Consider the following 19,182-nt stretch of genomic DNA (forward strand, 5'->3'; position numbering starts at 1 on the left):
CCGCGATGAAGAAGCCCGCCTTCAGGAAGAAGTCCGCCGCGCCGGACACCGCCCCCGGGGCCGCGCCCGGCAGGGCCTTCGCCGGCGCCCCCGCCCCGAAGGGCTCCTCGGTGGCGCGGACCACCCGGTCGCTGCTGGCCGCGGGCGTGGTGCTCGCGGCGGTGTTCGGCATCGCCGAGCTCCGCCCGCCGGCCGCCCCGGCCCGCACCGACCGGGCCACCGCCACCTCGGCGCAGGTCGAGCGGAGCACCGCGGTCTGCCCGCAGCCGCTCCAGGGCCTCACCGGCGCCACCACCCTCACCGCGTACACCCCGCCGGGCACGGGTACGGGCGAGGCCGCCGGCGCCGGCTGGCTCTCCGACGCGGCCGCGCCCGCCGCCCCGCCGGCCACCGCCGCCCCGGGCGCCGCGCCCGCGGCCCCGACCGCAACCGGCGCGCCCGCGACCCCGGCGCCGACCGCCGCGCCGGCGCCCGCCAAGGACGCCGCACCCGCCGACGCCCGGCTCACCCTGGCCAAGCCCGGAACCCCGGTGACCGCCCCCGCCGCCAACGGCGACATCGCCCCCGGCACCGGGGCCGTCGCCACCGGCGCGCTCGCCCCCGGCTTCACCGTCACCCAGACCACCACCGTCACCGAGCAGCGCGGCCTCGGCCTGTCCGGGATCACCTGCACGCCGGCCGGCACCGGCTTCTGGTTCGTCGGCGCCTCCACCGTCGAGGGCCGCACCGACTACATCAGCCTGGTGAACACCGACTCCAGCGCCGCCGTGGTCGACCTCAAGCTCTACGGCGACAAGGGCCTGATCGAGAACGACGCCGCCAACAGCATCACCGTCGCCCCCGGCAGCTCGCAGTCGGTGCTGCTGCCCACCCTCAGCAAGGGCCAGGTCGCCGACCTCGCCGTGCACGTGGTCGCCCGCGCCGGCCGGGTCGGCGCCGCCCTGCACGCCGCCGACGGCAGCAAGGGCGCCGACTGGGTGCCCGCCTCCGCCGACCCGGCGCCCGTCCAGGTGCTGCCCGGCCTGCCCGCCGACACCTCGGCCGCCCGCCTGGTCGTCTGGGCCCCGCCGGAGGACGACGCCGACCTGAAGATCGAGCTCTCCGGCAAGAACGGCTGGTTCACCCCGGCCGGCAACGAGTCCATCCACGTCAAGGCCGGCATGGTGGCCGCCGTCGACCTCGGCAAGGTGACCCGCGACGAGGTCGCCGGCCTGCGCGTGTCGCCCAGCGACGACAAGCACCCCACCCCGGTGGTGGCCGGCCTGCGGGTCGACCGGGCCGCGGCCAACGGCAAGTCCGACGCCGCCTGGCTGGCCGGCACCGTGCCGGTCGGCGCCCGCGCCACCGTCGCCGACAACCGGGGCGGCGGCGCGTCCACGCTCTTCCTCACCTCCACCGGCGAGGCCGCCACCGTCCGGGTCACCGCCTCGGCCGGCACCGGCGGCGGCACCCCCGCCACCCAGGAGGTCCAGCTGCCGGCCGGCGGCACCGTCGCCCTCCCGGCTCCCGAGCCGGGCGGACTGAACGGCAGCTTCGCGCTCACCGTGGAGACCGTCTCCGGTGGCCCGGTCGCCGCCGCCCGGATGCTCTCGATCCCCGCCAAGGACGTGCCGATGTTCACCGTCCAGGCGCTGCGCGACGACCGGTCCAGCGTCAAGGTCCCGCAGGCCGCCCAGGACCCGGGCGTGGTCCTGCGCTGAGCGCGCCCCGCCCCGCACGCCGGAGGGGCCGCACCCGTGATCGGGTGCGGCCCCTCCGCGTTCGCGCGTTCGGTCAGTCCTCGTCGTACCGCGGGTCGATGGCATCGGGGGAGAGCCCCAGCAGCTCCGCCACCTGCTCGATCAGGATCTCGTGCACCAGCGCCGCGCGGTCCTCCCGCGACTTCGCCCGGATCTCCACGGGCCGCCGGTACACCACGATCTGGCTCTTGCGCCCCTTGCGGCCCGGCGAGACCCGGCCCAGCGGCACCCCGCCGTCCGGATCGGTGCCGTCCGGCTCGTGCAGCGGCACCTCCTGCACGGCGAACTCCACCTCGATCAGCTGCGGCCAGCGCCGTTCCAGCCGTTCCACCGACTCGCGCACGTAGTCGTCGAACAACTCGGAGCGGGTGAGCGAGATCGGGACCTGCGGCGGCGCGAGCGGGCCGCGCAGACCCCGGCCGTGCCGGTCACGGTGCCGCGGGCGGCGCGAGGGACCCGTCGATGACTGCGGTGCGGAGCTGTCCATATCACTGCCGAGAGTAGTCCTTGGACGCCCGGAAGTGGACCACCCCGGCAGCTGTTCGCCCGGGGCGAGCGGAGCACCGCCACGGCGCGCGGGCGGCGACACGGCACACCCTCCGGACAGGCGGTCTTCGCTCCCCGGCGGGGAGTGCTGTACCGTCCACCCTCGTGAGCTCTGTACGTCGTTGTTCGCGGACCGCGTGCGGCCGTCCGGCCGTCGCGACGCTGACGTACGTCTACGCGGACTCCACCGCCGTCCTCGGGCCGCTCGCCACCTACGCCGAGCCGCACTGCTACGACCTGTGCGCCGAGCACGCCGAGCGCCTCACCGCCCCGCGCGGCTGGGAGGTGGTCCGGCTCGCCGCCGAGGCCGGTCCGCTGCGCCGCAGCAGCGACGACCTGGAGGCGCTCGCCAACGCCGTCCGCGAGGCCGCCCGCCCGCAGACCCCGCGTCAGGGCCGGGCCCCCGAGGGCGAGTCCACCGAGGGCAGCCGCCGCGGCCACCTCCGGGTGCTGCGCTCGCCGGACAACTGACCCGTCGTCCGACCGCGGCCCGCTCCCGCCCCCGCACGAACCGTTCCGCCCGTCCGGGTACGCTGCCCCCCTGTAACCGGACAGCGGCCGCCGCCGCGCCCGGACGTATCGTGACCACGGGCGACGGCCCGCCGGCCAGGGCGCCGGCGCGTTCGCCGATCAGACACAGAACCAGGGTGGAGCCGCAGTGCGCGACCTCAAGCAGCTCGTGAAGGCGTACGACGTACGGGGCGTTGTCCCGGACCAGTGGGACGAGAGCCTCGCCCGCGCCTTCGGCGCCGCGTTCGTGCAGGTCACCGGCGCGACCGCGATCGTGGTCGGCCACGACATGCGCCCCTCCTCCCCGTCGCTGACCCTGGCCTTCGCCGAGGGCGCGGCCGGCTACGGCGCCGACGTCGTGCAGATCGGCCTCTGCTCGACCGACCAGCTGTACTACGCCAGCGGCGCGTTCGACCTGCCGGGCGCGATGTTCACCGCCAGCCACAACCCGGCCCAGTACAACGGCATCAAGCTCTGCCGGGCCGGCGCCGCCCCGGTCGGCCAGGACACCGGCCTCGCCGAGATCCGCGAGCTGGTCGAGTCCTGGACCGGCGAGGACGACACCGTCACCGTCCCCGCGCGCGACGTCCGCCCGGGCACCCTCTCCGAGCGGGAGACCCTGCGCGGCTACGCCGACCACCTGCTCGGGCTGGTCGACCTCGCCGCCGTCCGCCCGCTCAAGGTCGTCGTCGACGCCGGCAACGGCATGGGCGGGCACACCGTGCCCACCGTCTTCGACGGCCTGCCGATCGAGCTCGTCCCGATGTACTTCGAGCTGGACGGCACCTTCCCCAACCACGAGGCCAACCCGCTCGACCCGAAGAACCTGGTCGACCTGCAGGCCGGGGTCCGCGAGGTCGGCGCCGACCTCGGCCTCGCCTTCGACGGCGACGCCGACCGCTGCTTCGTCGTCGACGAGCGCGGCGAGCCGGTCTCCCCGTCGGCCATCACCGCGCTGGTCGCCGCCCGTGAGATCGCCCGCGCCAAGGCCGCCGGCGAGGCCGAGCCGACCGTCATCCACAACCTGATCACCTCCTGGACCGTCCCCGAGGTGGTCCGCGAGCTCGGCGGCAACCCGGTGCGCACCCGCGTCGGCCACTCCTTCATCAAGCAGGAGATGGCCGTCACCGACGCTGTCTTCGGCGGCGAGCACTCCGCGCACTACTACTTCCGCGACTTCTGGCGCGCCGACACCGGCATGCTCGCCGCGCTGCACGTGCTGGCCGCCCTCGGCGGACAGCCGGGCACCCTCTCCGAGCTGACCGCCGAGTACGACCGGTACGCCGCCTCCGGCGAGATCAACAGCACCGTCGCCGACCAGGCCGGCCGCACCGCCGCCGTCCGCGCCGCCTTCGCCGTCGAGGGCACCACCGTCGACGAGCTGGACGGCCTCACCGTGGCCGGGCCGGACTGGTGGTTCAACCTGCGCGCCTCCAACACCGAGCCGCTGCTGCGCCTGAACGTCGAGGCCAAGGACCCGGCGAGGATGGCCGAGCTGCGCGACGGCGTGCTGGCCGTCGTCCGCGCCTGACGTACGGCTCCCGAGCCCCGGCCGGTAGGGTTTCCTCTCGGCCGGGGCACCGCCGTGCCCGCCCGCCGACCCCGTACCGAGACCGGAGACCGAACGCCATGAAGCTCGAATCCTTCCTGCTGGAGATCCTGGTCTGCCCGCAGTGCCGGGCCGCGCTCACCGAGGGCGGCACCGAGGAGCAGCCCGAGCTGCTCTGCACCGGTGAGGGCTGCGGTCTGGTCTACCCGGTGCGCGACGGCATCCCGGTCCTGCTGGTGGACGAGGCCCGCCGCCCGGCCTGATCCTGGACGGGGCGGCCCCGCCCCGACCGGGTACCGTCCCGCGCCCGCCGCGCTCCGCCCGCCGTCCTCAGCGCCCAGCCACCAGCCGGAGGCCCGCCGCATGCTCGACGACACCCTGCTCGACGACCCGGCCGCCCTCCAGCGCGCCGACCACGACCGCGCGCTGCTCGCCCTCGCCGGCTCCGGCGCCCGGGTCCGCACCGCCCTGCGACTCGCCGACGCCGCCGGGCTGGACCGGCTGCGCCCCGACGGCCGCCCGCGCGCCGTCCTGGTCGCCGGGCACGGCAGCGCGCTGACCGCCGGCGAGATGCTGGCCGCCCTGGCCGGCACCGCGAGCCTGATCGCCCCGCTGCCGCCCACCGACGCCGCGCCCGTCCCGCGCCCGGACCGGGCCACCGCCCCGGCCGCCTTCACCGCGGGCCTGGCCTGGCAGCTCCCCGGCTGGGCGGGCCCGCTCGACCTGCTGGTGGTCAGCTCCGCCGGCGGCGGCGAGCGGGGCCTGGTCGCGCTCGCCGAGCAGGCCTACGCGCGCGGCTGCGCGATCGTCGTCACCGCACCCGAGGGCAGCCCGCTCGCCGAGGCCGCGCGGCAGGTCCGCGCCCTGCCGCTGCCCTTCGTGCCGTCCGCCGTCGAGCCCGGCGAGCCGGGTGCGCCCGGCGACGCCGGACCCGCCGCCGAGCCGGACCTGCCCCCCGAGGACCCGGCCGCGCTCTGGGCCCACCTCGCGCCGCTGCTGGCGCTCACCCAGAAGCTCGGCGTCACCCAGCTCGCCTACGACGCGCTGCCGCTCACCGCCGACCTGCTGGACGCCACCGCCGTCCGCTGCCGGCCGGACGCCGCCGCGTACACCAACCCGGCCAAGGGGCTGGCCGCCCGGCTGGCCGGGACCGTCCCGCTGCTCTGGGCCGAGGGCCCGGTGGCCGGCGCGGCCGCCGTCCGGTTCGCCGCCCAGCTCGCCGACCGGGCCGGCCGCCCCGCCCTGGCGGGCCTGCTGCCGCAGGTGCTCACCGCGCACCGCGGCATGTTCACCGGGCAGCTCGGCGCGGGCGCCGACCCCGACGACTTCTTCCGCGACCGGGTCGAGGAGCCGGACCCGCTGCACCTCCAGGTCCTGCTGCTGCGGCAGGTCCCCGGCGAGGCGCCGGGCGGATCCGGCGACCCGGCCGGCCCGGGGGAGGCGGACGGCGGCCCCGCCGAGGTGCCGGCCGACGACGCGGGCCCGCGCAGCTTCGGCGCCACCCGGGCGCACCGGCTCGCCGCCGCCCACGACGTCCGGCTCACCGAGTACGCCAGCCACCGCTCCGACCCGCTGCACGCGCTGGCCGACCTGGTGGCGCTCACCGACTTCGCCGCCGTCTACCTGGGCCTCGCCGCCGCGCAGTCCTGAGCCGCAGTCCTGAGCCGCAGTCCCGAGCCGCTGTCCCGAGCCGGTGCCGGGCGGCCCGGTACGGGGCGGCCCGGTACCGTATGCGGTCGACGACGACCGGGACACCGGACGACCGGCACGGGCCGCGCGGACGGCCCCCGACGGAGGGACCTTCCGAGCATGAGTACCGAAGGCGGTACCAAGGCGCTGGTCGCGGCGCTGGCCGCGAACCTGGGCATCGCGGTGAGCAAGTTCGTGGCCTTCGCCTTCTCCGGCTCCTCCTCGATGCTCGCCGAGGGCGTCCACTCGCTGGCCGACTCCGGCAATCAGGTGCTGCTGCTGGTCGGCGGCAAGCGGGCGCAGCGGGCCGCCACCCCGGAGCACCCGTTCGGCTACGGGCGCGAGCGGTACATCTACGCCTTCCTGGTGTCGATCGTGCTGTTCAGCGTCGGCGGCATGTTCGCGGTCTACGAGGGCTACGAGAAGATCGCCCACCCGCACGAGCTGGACAACTGGTACTGGCCGGTGGGCGTGCTGGTGTTCGCCGTCGCGCTGGAGGGCTGGTCGTTCCTCACCGCGTTCCGCGAGGCCCGCAAGGACAAGGGGACGCACGGCTGGTCCGCGTACATCCGCCGGGCCAAGGCGCCCGAGCTGCCGGTCGTGCTGCTGGAGGACAGCGGTGCGCTGATCGGTCTGGTGCTGGCGCTGTTCGGCGTCGGGCTGACCGCGATCACCGGGGACGGCGTCTGGGACGGCGTCGGCACGCTCTGCATCGGCCTGCTGCTGATCGCCATCGCGTTCGTGCTGGCGGTCGAGACCCGCTCGCTGCTGCTCGGTGAGTCGGCCCACCCCGAGGTGGTGGGCCGGATCCGCGACGCGCTGGTCGACCACGACTCCGTGGACCGGGTCATCCACATGCGCACCCTGCACCTCGGTCCGGAGGAGCTGCTGGTCGCCGCGAAGATCGCCGTCCCGGCCGACTCGACGGCCGTCGAGGTCGCCGCGGCCATCGACGCCGCCGAGGTGCGGGTCCGGCGGGCGGTGCCGATCGCGCGGGTGATCTACCTGGAGCCGGACATCTACAGCGCCGAGAAGGAGGCGGCGGGCGACGACCCGTACGCGACGCCCGGCGGGCCGGTCCCCGGCGGCGCGCACTGAGGTGCCCGGGCGCCCCGGGCGGGAGGCCGAAAACGGCCGTAGCGGGCCGCCGTCCGGGGCCGTCGGTGTAGATTCGTCCCCAGAGCCAGAACGTCGCTGCTGATGGCGGTCGATCGGCGGCAGGCCCCCGCGGGGGTGCGCGCCGGTCGAGGGAGAGAGGTCCTCCGACGGTTTGTGCCGAGCAACAGGGCATCCGTGCCGCGCCGGTGGACCGGGTCGCGGGCCGGGCGCCCTGGCGTTGTCGCGCACCCGGGCGGCCCGCCGTGTTGTGACGCACCCCAGGACCTTGGCCACGCCCCACCCGTCACACGAGGAGCAGACGCATGTCGACCGACATCACCGGTGATTTCAAGGTCGCCGACCTTTCCCTGGCCCCCTTCGGCCGCAAGGAGATCCAGCTCGCCGAGCACGAGATGCCCGGCCTGATGACGATCCGCGCCGAGTACGCCGAGTCGAAGCCGCTGGCCGGCGCCCGGATCACCGGCTCGCTGCACATGACCGTGCAGACCGCCGTGCTCATCGAGACCCTCACCGCCCTCGGCGCCGAGGTCCGCTGGTGCTCCTGCAACATCTTCTCCACCCAGGACCACGCCGCCGCGGCCATCGCCGTCGGCCCGGAGGGCACCCCGGAGAACCCGCAGGGCGTGCCGGTCTTCGCCTGGAAGGGCGAGACCCTGGACGAGTACTGGTGGTGCACCGAGCAGGCGCTGACCTGGCCGGGCGGCAAGACCCCGAACATGATCCTGGACGACGGCGGCGACGCCACCCTTCTGATCCACAAGGGCGTCGAGTTCGAGAAGGCCGGTGCCGCGCCGGACCCGTCGACCGCCGACAACGACGAGTTCCGCATCATCCTGGAGCTGCTGAACCGCACGCTCGTGGAGACCCCGAACAAGTGGACCGAGGTCGCCGCCACCATCAAGGGCGTCACCGAGGAGACCACCACCGGTGTCCACCGCCTGTACGAGATGCACCGCGACGGCAAGCTGCTGTTCCCGGCGATCAACGTCAACGACTCGGTCACCAAGTCGAAGTTCGACAACAAGTACGGCTGCCGCCACTCGCTGATCGACGGCATCAACCGCGCCACCGACGTCCTGATCGGCGGCAAGGTCGCGGTCGTCTGCGGCTACGGCGACGTCGGCAAGGGCTGCGCCGAGTCGCTGCGCGGCCAGGGCGCCCGGGTCATCGTCACCGAGATCGACCCGATCTGCGCGCTGCAGGCCGCGATGGACGGCTACCAGGTCGCCACCCTCGAGGACGTCGTCGAGACCGCCGACATCTTCATCACCACCACCGGCAACAAGGACATCATCCTGGCCTCCCACATGGCGCGGATGAAGCACCAGGCCATCGTCGGCAACATCGGCCACTTCGACAACGAGATCGACATCGCCGGCCTCGGGAAGCTCCCGGGCGTCGTGAAGACCGAGGTCAAGCCGCAGGTCCACGAGTGGCGCAAGGCCGACGGCCGCACCATCATCGTGCTCTCCGAGGGCCGCCTGCTGAACCTGGGCAACGCGACCGGCCACCCGTCGTTCGTGATGTCCAACTCCTTCGCCAACCAGACGATCGCCCAGATCGAGCTGTTCACGAAGACCGAGCAGTACCCGATCGGCGTCTACGTCCTGCCGAAGCACCTGGACGAGAAGGTCGCCCGCCTGCACCTCGACGCGCTGGGCGTGAAGCTGACCACCCTCACCCAGGAGCAGGCCGACTACATCGGCGTCCCGGTCGAGGGCCCGTACAAGGCGGAGCAGTACCGCTACTGATGCGGTGACGGCCTGACGGAACGGCACGGTGGCCGGCGCCCCCTCCCCTGTGGAGGGCGCCGGCCACCGTGGGTTCCGGGGGCGGGTCGGTCTCAGCGGATGACGTCGGTGGTCCAGTCGGCCGGGTCGGCGCCCAGCCCGGTCACCCGCTCCAGCCAGCCCTGGAGGCCGCCGGCCGCGGCGAACGGCTCCTCGCCCTGGGGCGACCCCACGCACAGGCGGAGTCCGCGCTGGCTCTTGCACCGGGTGGGCGACGTGTCCTGGCCCGGTTGCGGCGGCTCGGGAGCGTACGCCGGGTCGCGCTCGACGTCGGGACTGGCGACGACGGTGACGTAGTTCTGGTCCAGCATGTAGGTGAGGGAGACCATCCACGGGAAGCCCGCGGCGGCTTCGAGGCCCAGGTCGAAGTCCGCGCCGTAGGGCGCGTAGTCCGCGGGGACGTTCTCGACGGTGAACGGCAGGGCCGCGGCCTGCTGGCCGGCGCGCACGCCCTTCGCGACGCGGGGCAGCAACTCCTCCATGGGGAAGGAGTCCATGTAGATGGTGGTCAGTTCGGCCCACCGACCGTCGGGTGCCCGGAACCGGAGGATGCGCTGGCCGCCGTCAGCGGCCGGGGTGCCGGGCTGGGGGCCGAGCCAGTACGCGGGCTTGCCGTTCACCTCGGTGGTGGCGACCGGTTCCCTGAACTGCACCGTGGGCGGCTGCTCGCCCGGCGCGTAGACCTCAAGGAAGATCGCCGGGCGGAGCATCTTGTCGGCGGCGGCCGGGCCGAGGGCCTTGATGCTCATCCGCCCCTTGGTCGGGTGGGAGTGGTACGTGAGCTGGTCGAAGCCCCTGGGCAGCCAGCCGAAGGCCGCGCCGGCCGCCATCGGGTCGCGGCCGGTGTCCGGACCGTAGCGGGGGAGCGCGGGCGCGCCGTCGGCGATGTACGTGGCCGGGGTGCCCGGGTTCCCGAACGGCAGCACAGCGCCGATGAGCGACGCACCGAGGACCGCCGCCGTCACCGCGCCCAGCACCCCGGCCCGGCGCCGCCGCAGCCGGGACCTGCCGGTGCGGATCGCCCGGGCGGTGTCCAACCGGCTCGCGGGTGCGGGCGCGTCGGCGAGGGCGGTGAGCCCGGAGGTCAGACGGGTCCCGTACTGATCGGCGTCGGTGCGGTCGTTGGTGCGGTCGGTCATGACTCGGTTCCTTCTGCTTCTGCCGGTACCGGGATCCGGAAGGTGTCGAGCTCGCGGAACTCCTCCTGGGCCTTCCCCCGGCCGAGGGACCGGCGCAGGGAGCCGAGGCCTCGGGCGGACTGGCTCTTGACGGTGCCCGTGGAGCACTCCAGCGCGGCGGCGGTCTGCTCGACCGTCAGGTCGCAGTAGTAGCGGAGCACCACCGTGGCCCGCTGCCGGGGTGGCAGTGCGGCCAGCGCGCGGCGGAGATCGACCGAGCCGTCCACGTCCGGCGCGGGGACGGCCCGCTCCGGGACCGCCTCCGTGTCGCGCCGGGCGGTCCACCGCCACCACGGCGAGCGCTGCTCGGCCAGGAAGGTGTTCAGCAGGACGGTCCGGGCGTAGCCGTCCAGGTTCTCGACCCCGGAGAGCCGGCCCCAGCGGACGTACAGCTTGGTGACGGCCTCCTGGACCAGGTCGTCCGCGCGGTGCCAATCGCCGCACAGCAGATAGGCCACTTTCCGGAGCCACGGCGCCCGAGCCGCGACGAACTCCGTGAACTCGGCGTCGCCGTCCTGCTTCGCCATGGATGAACGCTCCTTCTCCGAGGCGCCGCAGCCGCGGCGTTCACCTCCCTGATGCGCCCGGCGTGCGGGAGGTTGCACGGGCGTTCGAGGTTCCCGGCCCGCCCGGACGTAGGCTTTCGGGCATGCCCAACGGCCGGTACTCGCTCCACGACACCCATGACCACGTCCTGCTCGGCGAGGAGCGGTTCAGCTGCGCGCCCGGCCCGGCCGGCTGGCGGTACGTCTCCAAGACGTACGCGCCGGACGGCCGCGTCCTCGGCACGGTGGACCTCACCCTGGACTCGCGGGCCCGGCCGCTGCGGATGGAGCTACGGGCCGGCGGCTGGCAGGTCCGCGGCGGCGCCGTCGACGGGGTCGCCTGGGTGCGGGCCGACGCGGCCGACCCGGCCGGCGAGCAGGCGGCGGAGGGGCACGACCGGGCCCACGGCTTCACCGGGCGCTCGCCCGGCTTCCTGGTCGCCACCGCGCGGCTGCTGCGGCTGCGGGAGGGGGCGAGCGCGCGGGTGCGGCTGGTCGCGTTCACCGAGCCGGTGCTGGCGCCGCGCACCTTCGACCAGGGCTGGCTGCTGGAGGGCGTCGACACGCACGGGACGGACTCGGGGCCGCTGGTGGTCGAGCGGTACCAGGTGGCGGACCTGGAGACGGGCGAGCAGCAGGTGGTGCACCTGGCCGGGGACGTGGTGCTGGCGGCGGGCGGGGTCGAGCTGGAGGAGCTGGAGTCACCGCCGAACCCCTGGCCGGCCGACTTCGGGTACGGCGAGGGCCTCGGCGGCTGACAGGCCGGGATGCCGGGCCGGGCGGGCGCGGGGTCAGGCGGGTGGTCAGGCGGGCGAGTCGTCAGGCGGGTGGGGCGAAGCCGGTGCCGGGGGTGGCCGGAGGAGTCGGCGGGGTCGCCGGAGCCGGAGGGGCCGGCGGAGCGGACGGGGTGCTCGGCGGGGCCGGTGCCCAGGCCTGCTGCTGGGCGTGGGCCTGAGCGTGTGCCTGGGCGTGGGCCTGCTGCTGGGCCTGGGCCTGCTGGACCGCGTACCCCTGCGCCCGGCCCCACTCGCGCCGCTGGCGCTCGGTGAGCACCGCGCCCAGGTACGCCGCCGGGTGCACCCCGTACGGCACCGGGTGGCCGGTACGGGTCGCCAGGTCGTCCGCGAGCCGGGCGGACATCTGGTGGGCGACGGCCTGGTCCAGCTCGCCGATCCGCCCGAGGAACTGCCGGACGGCCAGCCAGAGCGGCTCCGGCACGGCCGAGAGGTCGAGCGCGACCAGCTGGCCGCCGATCGCCTGCAACAGCTGCGGGTTCACCGGCGGCAGCGCGATCGCCCCACCGCCCCCGCCGGGCACCCGCTCGCGGACCACCAGCGTCCCCGCGAAGACGTCGCCCAGCCGCTTGCCGTCCGAGGACACCACCGAGCAGAGCACCGCCGGCACCCCGAACAGCACGATGATCTCCAGGAAGCCGACCAGCCCGCGCACCAGCGAGTGCCGGAAGCGCACCGGCCCGCCGTCGCTGCGCACCACCCGGAGTCCCAGCGCGGCCTTCCCGAGCGAGCGTCCGCGGGTCAGGGTCTCGATCATGACCGGGAGCGCCACCAGGAAGAAGACGGTCAGCCCGATCGTCACGGCGGCGACCGCCGCGCCGTCCAGGTCCACCAGGACCAGGCTCAGCAGCAGGGTCGTCGCCACCAGGCCGGCGATCTGCACGGTGAGGTCCAGTGCGGTCGCCAGCCCCCGGCTCGGAAGCTTCGCCGCGCGCAGGCCGAGGACGACCGCCTCGCCCGTCACCAGGTCGCTCAAGACACCTGTCCGTTCCCGTCGGTGGTACGCGGTCCGTGGGCGGGGAATCCGGCGGATCGGCCCCCACGATCCCGTGATCTGCTGCCGTCAACATACGGGGCCGCGAAGCCCGTCGGGAAGGGAGGTCCCGGCGCCCGCCACGCCGTCCGGCCCTGGCATGCTGGGCCCACCTGTCCGCACCGCCCGACCTCGCGCCCCGCGCCGACCATGGAGCCGCCGCATGGACCTGGACGTCTTCGTCGCCACCCACCAGGGGGAGTGGGCCCGGCTGGACGCCCTCGTCAGGAAGCGGCGCCTGACCGGCGAGGAGGCCGACGAACTCGTCGCCCTCTACCAGCGCGCCACCGGGCACCTGGCCAAGGTCCAGGCCGCCGCGCCCGACCCGACCCTCGAAGGCCGGCTCACCACCCTGGTCTCGCGCGCCCGTGACGCGGTCACCGGCAGCCGGACCAGCGGCTGGCGGGATGTCGCGCGCTACTACACGGTGAGCTTCCCCGCCGCGCTCTACCGCTCGCGCCGCTGGTGGATCCCGGTCGCGGTGCTCTCGCTGCTCGCCACGGCACTGGTCGCCTGGTGGGTGGCCGGCCACCCCGAGGTCCGCAACAGCCTGGCCGCGCCGGCCGAGCTCCGCGAGATGACCAGGCCCGGCGGCGCGTACGAGACCTACTACTCCGACCGCCCGGCGAGCTCCTTCGCCGCGCAGGTCTGGACGAACAACGCCTGGATCGCGGTGCAGTGCCTGCTCTACGGCGTGGTGCTCGGCCTCCCGGTGCTGTGGGTGCTGTGGAGCAACGTCCTCAACCTCGGCCTCGGCGTCGGGCTGATGGCGTCCGCGGGCCGGCTCGACACCTTCCTCGGCCTGCTCATCCCGCACGGCCTGCTGGAGCTGACCGCCGTCTTCGTCGCCGGCGGCCTGGGACTGCGGCTCGGCTGGACGATCGTCGACCCCGGCCCGCGCACCCGGGCCACCGCGCTCGCCGAACAGGGGCGCTCGATCATCGGCATGGGAATCGGCCTGGCGACGGTGCTGGCGGTGTCGGGAGTCCTGGAGGCGTTCGTGACCCCGTCCGGCCTGCCGACCTGGGCCCGGATCACCATTGGCGCGGTCGCGGAGGTCGCGTTCCTGTTCTACGCGCTGGTGTTGGGCCGAAAGGCCGCAGCAGCCGGAGAAACCGGTGACCTGGACGCGGCCGACCGGGCGGACCTGCAGCCGGTCGCGGCCTGAGCCGATGTGATCAACAGGCCCTTGACCTGCTACTCTTCTCGCATCCCGGTTAAACCATTGACGTGGTAGCGGCGGGCTGGTAGGTTTGAACGGTTGGGACCGACTGGACAACGGTCGGGCTCGGGCGTTAGTGTCTACGACACCGCCGAGTCGAGGCGAGTGTGCTTCAACGAATGCACACCCTCTCCGACAAGGTAAATCCCGGAACTGAGCACACCGAAAGCTTTGATAGGCTTCGGAGCGAAGTTGAAGGAAATCCCCCCAGCGGGAATCGGATGAATGAAACTCCGGAAAACGGAGCGGAAAACATCTGGTAAGCTGGAAACACGAAAGAACGAAGCGCCCGGAGGGCCGGTGTGAAAGCCGCCTGATGGAAGCGTCCGTTCCTTGAGAACTCAACAGCGTGCCAAAAGTCAACGCCAGATATGTTGACATCCCCGGCCTCAGATTCTCTGGGGTTGGAGATTCCTTTTGAAATAACACTAGCGAGGACGCAGTGCGCGGGACCGCCTAATTCCGGTGGTTGCCGTGCCGCTCAACGCGGGTGTGAACCCGATTACGGGTAATCATTCACGGAGAGTTTGATCCTGGCTCAGGACGAACGCTGGCGGCGTGCTTAACACATGCAAGTCGAACGGTGAAGCCCTTCGGGGTGGATCAGTGGCGAACGGGTGAGTAACACGTGGGCAATCTGCCCTGCACTCTGGGACAAGCCCTGGAAACGGGGTCTAATACCGGATATGACCTGGGACCGCATGGTCCTGGGTGTAAAGCTCCGGCGGTGCAGGATGAGCCCGCGGCCTATCAGCTTGTTGGTGGGGTAATGGCCTACCAAGGCGACGACGGGTAGCCGGCCTGAGAGGGCGACCGGCCACACTGGGACTGAGACACGGCCCAGACTCCTACGGGAGGCAGCAGTGGGGAATATTGCACAATGGGCGAAAGCCTGATGCAGCGACGCCGCGTGAGGGATGACGGCCTTCGGGTTGTAAACCTCTTTCAGCAGGGAAGAAGCGCAAGTGACGGTACCTGCAGAAGAAGCACCGGCTAACTACGTGCCAGCAGCCGCGGTAATACGTAGGGTGCGAGCGTTGTCCGGAATTATTGGGCGTAAAGAGCTCGTAGGCGGCCTGTCGCGTCGGATGTGAAAGCCCGGGGCTTAACCCCGGGTCTGCATTCGATACGGGCAGGCTAGAGTGTGGTAGGGGAGATCGGAATTCCTGGTGTAGCGGTGAAATGCGCAGATATCAGGAGGAACACCGGTGGCGAAGGCGGATCTCTGGGCCATTACTGACGCTGAGGAGCGAAAGCGTGGGGAGCGAACAGGATTAGATACCCTGGTAGTCCACGCCGTAAACGTTGGGAACTAGGTGTTGGCGACATTCCACGTCGTCGGTGCCGCAGCTAACGCATTAAGTTCCCCGCCTGGGGAGTACGGCCGCAAGGCTAAAACTCAAAGGAATTGACGGGGACCGCACAAGCAGCGGAGCATGTGGCTTAATTCGACGCAACGCGAAGAACCTTACCAAGGCTTGACATATACCGGAAACGGCTAGAGATAGTCGCCCCCTTGTGGTCGGTATACAGGTGGTGCATGGTTGTCGTCAGCTCGTGTCGTGAGATGTTGGGTTAAGTCCCGCAACGAGCGCAACCCTTGTTCTGTGTTGCCAGCATGCCTTTCGGGGTGATGGGGACTCACAGGAGACTGCCGGGGTCAACTCGGAGGAAGGTGGGGACGACGTCAAATCATCATGCCCCTTATGTCTTGGGCTGCACACGTGCTACAATGGTCGGTACAAAGGGCTGCGATGCCGTGAGGCGGAGCGAATCCCAAAAAGCCGGCCTCAGTTCGGATTGGGGTCTGCAACTCGACCCCATGAAGTTGGAGTTGCTAGTAATCGCAGATCAGCATGCTGCGGTGAATACGTTCCCGGGCCTTGTACACACCGCCCGTCACGTCACGAAAGTCGGTAACACCCGAAGCCGGTGGCCTAACCCGTAAGGGGAGGAGCCGTCGAAGGTGGGACCAGCGATTGGGACGAAGTCGTAACAAGGTAGCCGTACCGGAAGGTGCGGCTGGATCACCTCCTTTCTAAGGAGCAATATGCCGCTTGCAGGCGAATGTCCTGCACGGTTGCTCATGGGTGGAACGTTGACTATTCGGCACACAGGATTGGCTTTCGCTAGTACTGCTTCGGCGTGGAACGCGGTTGATCGATTCTGGGTGTCGGGCACGTTGTTGGGTCCTGAGGGAACGGAAACGTACCTCAGTGATGCCGGTCCCATGCTTTGTCAGGTGGGTGTCTGGTCGTTGTTTGAGAACTGCACAGTGGACGCGAGCATCTGTGGCCAAGTTTTTAAGGGCGCACGGTGGATGCCTTGGCACCAGGAACCGATGAAGGACGTGGGAGGCCACGATAGTCCCCGGGGAGCCGTCAACCAGGCTTTGATCCGGGGGTTTCCGAATGGGGAAACCCGGCAGTCGTCATGGGCTGTCACCCATACCTGAACACATAGGGTATGTGGAGGGAACGCGGGGAAGTGAAACATCTCAGTACCCGCAGGAAGAGAAAACAACCGTGATTCCGGGAGTAGTGGCGAGCGAAACCGGATGAGGCTAAACCATGAGCGTGTGAGACCCGGCAGGGGTTGCGCTGATGGGGTCGTGGGATTTTTCTTGATCGGTCTGCCGGCCGGTCGGCGAGTCAGAAACCGTATGGATAGTCGAAGGACATGCGAAAGGTCCGGCGTAGAGGGTAAGACCCCCGTAGGCGAAATCTGTACGGCTCGTTTGAAGAACTCCCAAGTAGCACGGGGCCGAGAAATCCCGTGTGAATCTGGCGGGACCACCCGCTAAGCCTAAATATTCCCTGGTGACCGATAGCGGATAGTACCGTGAGGGAATGGTGAAAAGTACCGCGGGAGCGGAGTGAAATAGTACCTGAAACCGTGTGCCTACAAGCCGTGGGAGCGTCGTTCATCAGCTTGCTGGTGGGCCGTGACTGCGTGCCTTTTGAAGAATGAGCCTGCGAGTTTGCGGTGTGTAGCGAGGTTAACCCGTGTGGGGTAGCCGTAGCGAAAGCGAGTCCGAATAGGGCGTTTGAGTTGCATGCCCAAGACCCGAAGCGGAGTGATCTAGCCATGGGCAGGTTGAAGCGGAGGTAAGACTTCGTGGAGGACCGAACCCACCAGGGTTGAAAACCTGGGGGATGACCTGTGGTTAGGGGTGAAAGGCCAATCAAACTCCGTGATAGCTGGTTCTCCCCGAAATGCATTTAGGTGCAGCGTCACGTGTTTCTTGCCGGAGGTAGAGCACTGGATAGGCGATGGGCCTCACCGGGTTACTGACCTTAGCCAAACTCCGAATGCCGGTAAGTGAGAGCGTGGCAGTGAGACTGTGGGGGATAAGCTCCATGGTCGAGAGGGAAACAGCCCAGAACACCGACTAAGGTCCCTAAGCGTGTGCTAAGTGGGAAAGGATGTGGAGTCGCAGAGACAACCAGGAGGTTGGCTTAGAAGCAGCCACCCTTGAAAGAGTGCGTAATAGCTCACTGGTCAAGTGATTCCGCGCCGACAATGTAGCGGGGCTCAAGCACATCACCGAAGTCGTGTCATTGCAGCATGAAGGGCCAACGCCTGCTGTGATGGGTAGGGGAGCGTCGTGTGCCGGGTGAAGCGGCGGTGGAAACCAGTCGTGGACGGTATACGAGTGAGAATGCAGGCATGAGTAGCGATACAAGAGTGGGAAACTCTTGCGCCGATTGACCAAGGGTTCCTGGGTCAAGCTGATCTGCCCAGGGTAAGTCGGGACCTAAGGCGAGGCCGACAGGCGTAGTCGATGGACAACGGGTTGATATTCCCGTACCCGCTTTGAAGCGCCAACGCTGAACCGAGTGATGCTAAGCCCGTGAAACCGTCCCGGAGTCTTCGGACAATGGGGAGTGGTGGAGCCGGCGATCCAACCTCGTATTAGGTGAGCGATGGGGTGACGCAGGAAGGTAGTCCAGCCCGGGCGGTGGTTGTCCCGGGGTAAGGGTGTAGGACGTTGCGTAGGCAAATCCGCGCAACACATAGTCTGAGACCTGATGCCGAGCCGATTGTGGTGAAGTGGATGATCCTATGCTGTCGAGAAAAGCCTCTAGCGAGTTTCATGGCGGCCCGTACCCCAAACCGACTCAGGTGGTCAGGTAGAGAATACCGAGGCGTTCGGGTGAACTATGGTTAAGGAACTCGGCAAAATGCCCCCGTAACTTCGGGAGAAGGGGGGCCATTCCTGGTGACGAGTCTTGCACTCCGAGCTGGGGGTGGCCGCAGAGACCAGCGAGAAGCGACTGTTTACTAAAAACACAGGTCCGTGCGAAGCCGTAAGGCGATGTATACGGACTGACGCCTGCCCGGTGCTGGAACGTTAAGGGGACCGGTTAGCTCCATTTCGGTGGGGCGAAGCTGAGAACTTAAGCGCCAGTAAACGGCGGTGGTAACTATAACCATCCTAAGGTAGCGAAATTCCTTGTCGGGTAAGTTCCGACCTGCACGAATGGCGTAACGACTTCTCGACTGTCTCAACCATAGGCCCGGTGAAATTGCATTACGAGTAAAGATGCTCGTTTCGCGCAGCAGGACGGAAAGACCCCGGGACCTTTACTATAGCTTGATATTGGTGTTCGGTTCGGCTTGTGTAGGATAGGTGGGAGACTTTGAAGCCGTGACGCCAGTCATGGTGGAGTCGTCGTTGAAATACCACTCTGGTCGTGCTGGATGTCTAACCTGGGTCCGTGATCCGGATCAGGGACAGTGTCTGGTGGGTAGTTTAACTGGGGCGGTTGCCTCCTAAAGAGTAACGGAGGCGCCCAAAGGTTCCCTCAGCCTGGTTGGCAATCAGGTGTTGAGTGTAAGTGCACAAGGGAGCTTGACTGTGAGACTGACGGGTCGAGCAGGTACGAAAGTAGGGACTAGTGATCCGGCGGTGGCTTGTGGAAGCGCCGTCGCTCAACGGATAAAAGGTACCCCGGGGATAACAGGCTGATCTTCCCCAAGAGTCCATATCGACGGGATGGTTTGGCACCTCGATGTCGGCTCGTCGCATCCTGGGGCTGGAGTAGGTCCCAAGGGTTGGGCTGTTCGCCCATTAAAGCGGTACGCGAGCTGGGTTTAGAACGTCGTGAGACAGTTCGGTCCCTATCCGCTGTGCGCGTAGGAGTGTTGAGAAGGGCTGTCCCTAGTACGAGAGGACCGGGACGGACGAACCTCTGGTGTGCCAGTTGTTCTGCCAAGGGCATGGCTGGTTGGCTACGTTCGGGAGGGATAACCGCTGAAAGCATCTAAGCGGGAAGCCTGCTTCGAGATGAGCACTCCCACCTCCTTGAGAGGGTAAGGCTCCCAGTAGACGACTGGGTTGATAGGCCGGATATGGAAGCCCTGTGAGGGGTGGAGTTGACCGGTACTAATAGGCCGAGGGCTTGTCCTCAGTTGCTCGCGTCCACTGTGTTGTTCTGAAACAACGACCCCCACACGTCTGGTCA

General features: G+C 69.8%; 13 protein-coding genes and 2 rRNA genes. 11 read left to right on the forward strand and 4 right to left on the reverse strand.

Annotated features, from left to right (window positions below; all coding sequences use genetic code 11):
• Positions 1-5: 5 nt before the first annotated feature.
• The gene (locus ACFCLZ_RS24070; RefSeq protein ID WP_380279149.1) at positions 6-1,700 is read left to right on the forward strand and encodes a DUF5719 family protein; all 1,695 of its coding nucleotides are present in this window, start codon (positions 6-8) and stop codon (positions 1,698-1,700) included.
• Positions 1,701-1,773: 73 nt separating this feature from the next.
• Here ACFCLZ_RS24070 and ACFCLZ_RS24075 read toward each other — a convergent pair whose 3' ends face one another.
• The gene (locus tag ACFCLZ_RS24075) at positions 1,774-2,226 is read right to left on the reverse strand and encodes a metallopeptidase family protein (RefSeq protein ID WP_350570436.1); all 453 of its coding nucleotides are present in this window, start codon (positions 2,224-2,226) and stop codon (positions 1,774-1,776) included.
• 164 nt (positions 2,227-2,390) lie between these two features.
• Between ACFCLZ_RS24075 and ACFCLZ_RS24080 the strand changes: the two genes are divergently transcribed.
• From ACFCLZ_RS24080 to ahcY, 6 genes are all read left to right on the forward strand, one after another.
• The gene (locus tag ACFCLZ_RS24080; protein WP_350520082.1) at positions 2,391-2,756 is read left to right on the forward strand and encodes a DUF3499 domain-containing protein; all 366 of its coding nucleotides are present in this window, start codon (positions 2,391-2,393) and stop codon (positions 2,754-2,756) included.
• 187 nt (positions 2,757-2,943) lie between these two features.
• Positions 2,944-4,326, forward strand: coding sequence for a phosphomannomutase/phosphoglucomutase (locus ACFCLZ_RS24085; RefSeq protein ID WP_380279152.1), 1,383 nt, complete (start codon positions 2,944-2,946; stop codon positions 4,324-4,326).
• 98 nt (positions 4,327-4,424) lie between these two features.
• Positions 4,425-4,607 carry a Trm112 family protein gene (locus ACFCLZ_RS24090; RefSeq protein WP_380279154.1) on the forward strand — a complete coding sequence of 61 codons (183 nt, stop codon included), beginning with the start codon at positions 4,425-4,427 and terminating at the stop codon, positions 4,605-4,607.
• A gap of 100 nt (positions 4,608-4,707) precedes the next feature.
• A complete protein-coding gene (locus tag ACFCLZ_RS24095; protein ID WP_380279156.1) occupies positions 4,708-5,994 on the forward strand; it encodes an SIS domain-containing protein in 1,287 nt (428 codons plus the stop codon).
• A 159-nt stretch (positions 5,995-6,153) separates the two neighbouring features.
• Positions 6,154-7,131, forward strand: coding sequence for a cation diffusion facilitator family transporter (locus ACFCLZ_RS24100; protein WP_380279158.1), 978 nt, complete (start codon positions 6,154-6,156; stop codon positions 7,129-7,131).
• 323 nt (positions 7,132-7,454) lie between these two features.
• Complete coding sequence (gene ahcY / locus ACFCLZ_RS24105; protein ID WP_380279160.1) at positions 7,455-8,903, forward strand: adenosylhomocysteinase; 1,449 nt, start codon at positions 7,455-7,457, stop codon at positions 8,901-8,903.
• A gap of 92 nt (positions 8,904-8,995) precedes the next feature.
• Here the strand turns inward: ahcY and ACFCLZ_RS24110 are convergent, their stop codons facing one another.
• Together ACFCLZ_RS24110 and ACFCLZ_RS24115 are read right to left on the reverse strand one after the other, a co-directional pair.
• Entirely contained in the window at positions 8,996-10,081 is a 1,086-nt protein-coding gene (locus ACFCLZ_RS24110; protein WP_380279162.1) for a hypothetical protein, read from the reverse strand.
• The gene (locus ACFCLZ_RS24115; protein ID WP_380279164.1) at positions 10,078-10,647 is read right to left on the reverse strand and encodes a SigE family RNA polymerase sigma factor; all 570 of its coding nucleotides are present in this window, start codon (positions 10,645-10,647) and stop codon (positions 10,078-10,080) included. Before ACFCLZ_RS24115 ends, ACFCLZ_RS24110 begins: the two co-directional genes overlap by 4 nt.
• A gap of 122 nt (positions 10,648-10,769) precedes the next feature.
• On the opposite strand from ACFCLZ_RS24115, the gene ACFCLZ_RS24120 reads away from it, so the two are divergent.
• Positions 10,770-11,423, forward strand: coding sequence for a hypothetical protein (locus tag ACFCLZ_RS24120; protein WP_380279166.1), 654 nt, complete (start codon positions 10,770-10,772; stop codon positions 11,421-11,423).
• A gap of 61 nt (positions 11,424-11,484) precedes the next feature.
• Here ACFCLZ_RS24120 and ACFCLZ_RS24125 read toward each other — a convergent pair whose 3' ends face one another.
• On the reverse strand, positions 11,485-12,435 hold the full coding sequence (locus ACFCLZ_RS24125) for an RDD family protein (RefSeq protein ID WP_380279168.1): 951 nt from the start codon (positions 12,433-12,435) through the stop codon (positions 11,485-11,487).
• A gap of 220 nt (positions 12,436-12,655) precedes the next feature.
• On the opposite strand from ACFCLZ_RS24125, the gene ACFCLZ_RS24130 reads away from it, so the two are divergent.
• The 3 genes from ACFCLZ_RS24130 to ACFCLZ_RS24140 all read left to right on the forward strand — a co-directional run bounded on the left by ACFCLZ_RS24130 (position 12,656) and on the right by ACFCLZ_RS24140 (position 19,127).
• Complete coding sequence (locus tag ACFCLZ_RS24130; protein WP_380279170.1) at positions 12,656-13,660, forward strand: stage II sporulation protein M; 1,005 nt, start codon at positions 12,656-12,658, stop codon at positions 13,658-13,660.
• Positions 13,661-14,229: 569 nt separating this feature from the next.
• Positions 14,230-15,752, forward strand: a 16S ribosomal RNA gene (locus tag ACFCLZ_RS24135).
• A gap of 255 nt (positions 15,753-16,007) precedes the next feature.
• Positions 16,008-19,127, forward strand: a 23S ribosomal RNA gene (locus tag ACFCLZ_RS24140).
• Together the 16S and 23S rRNA genes form the textbook arrangement of a ribosomal RNA operon.
• Positions 19,128-19,182: the final 55 nt, after the last annotated feature.

Origin of the sequence: Kitasatospora purpeofusca, assembly GCF_042691725.1 — a bacterium.
Classification (GTDB): domain Bacteria; phylum Actinomycetota; class Actinomycetes; order Streptomycetales; family Streptomycetaceae; genus Kitasatospora; species Kitasatospora purpeofusca_B.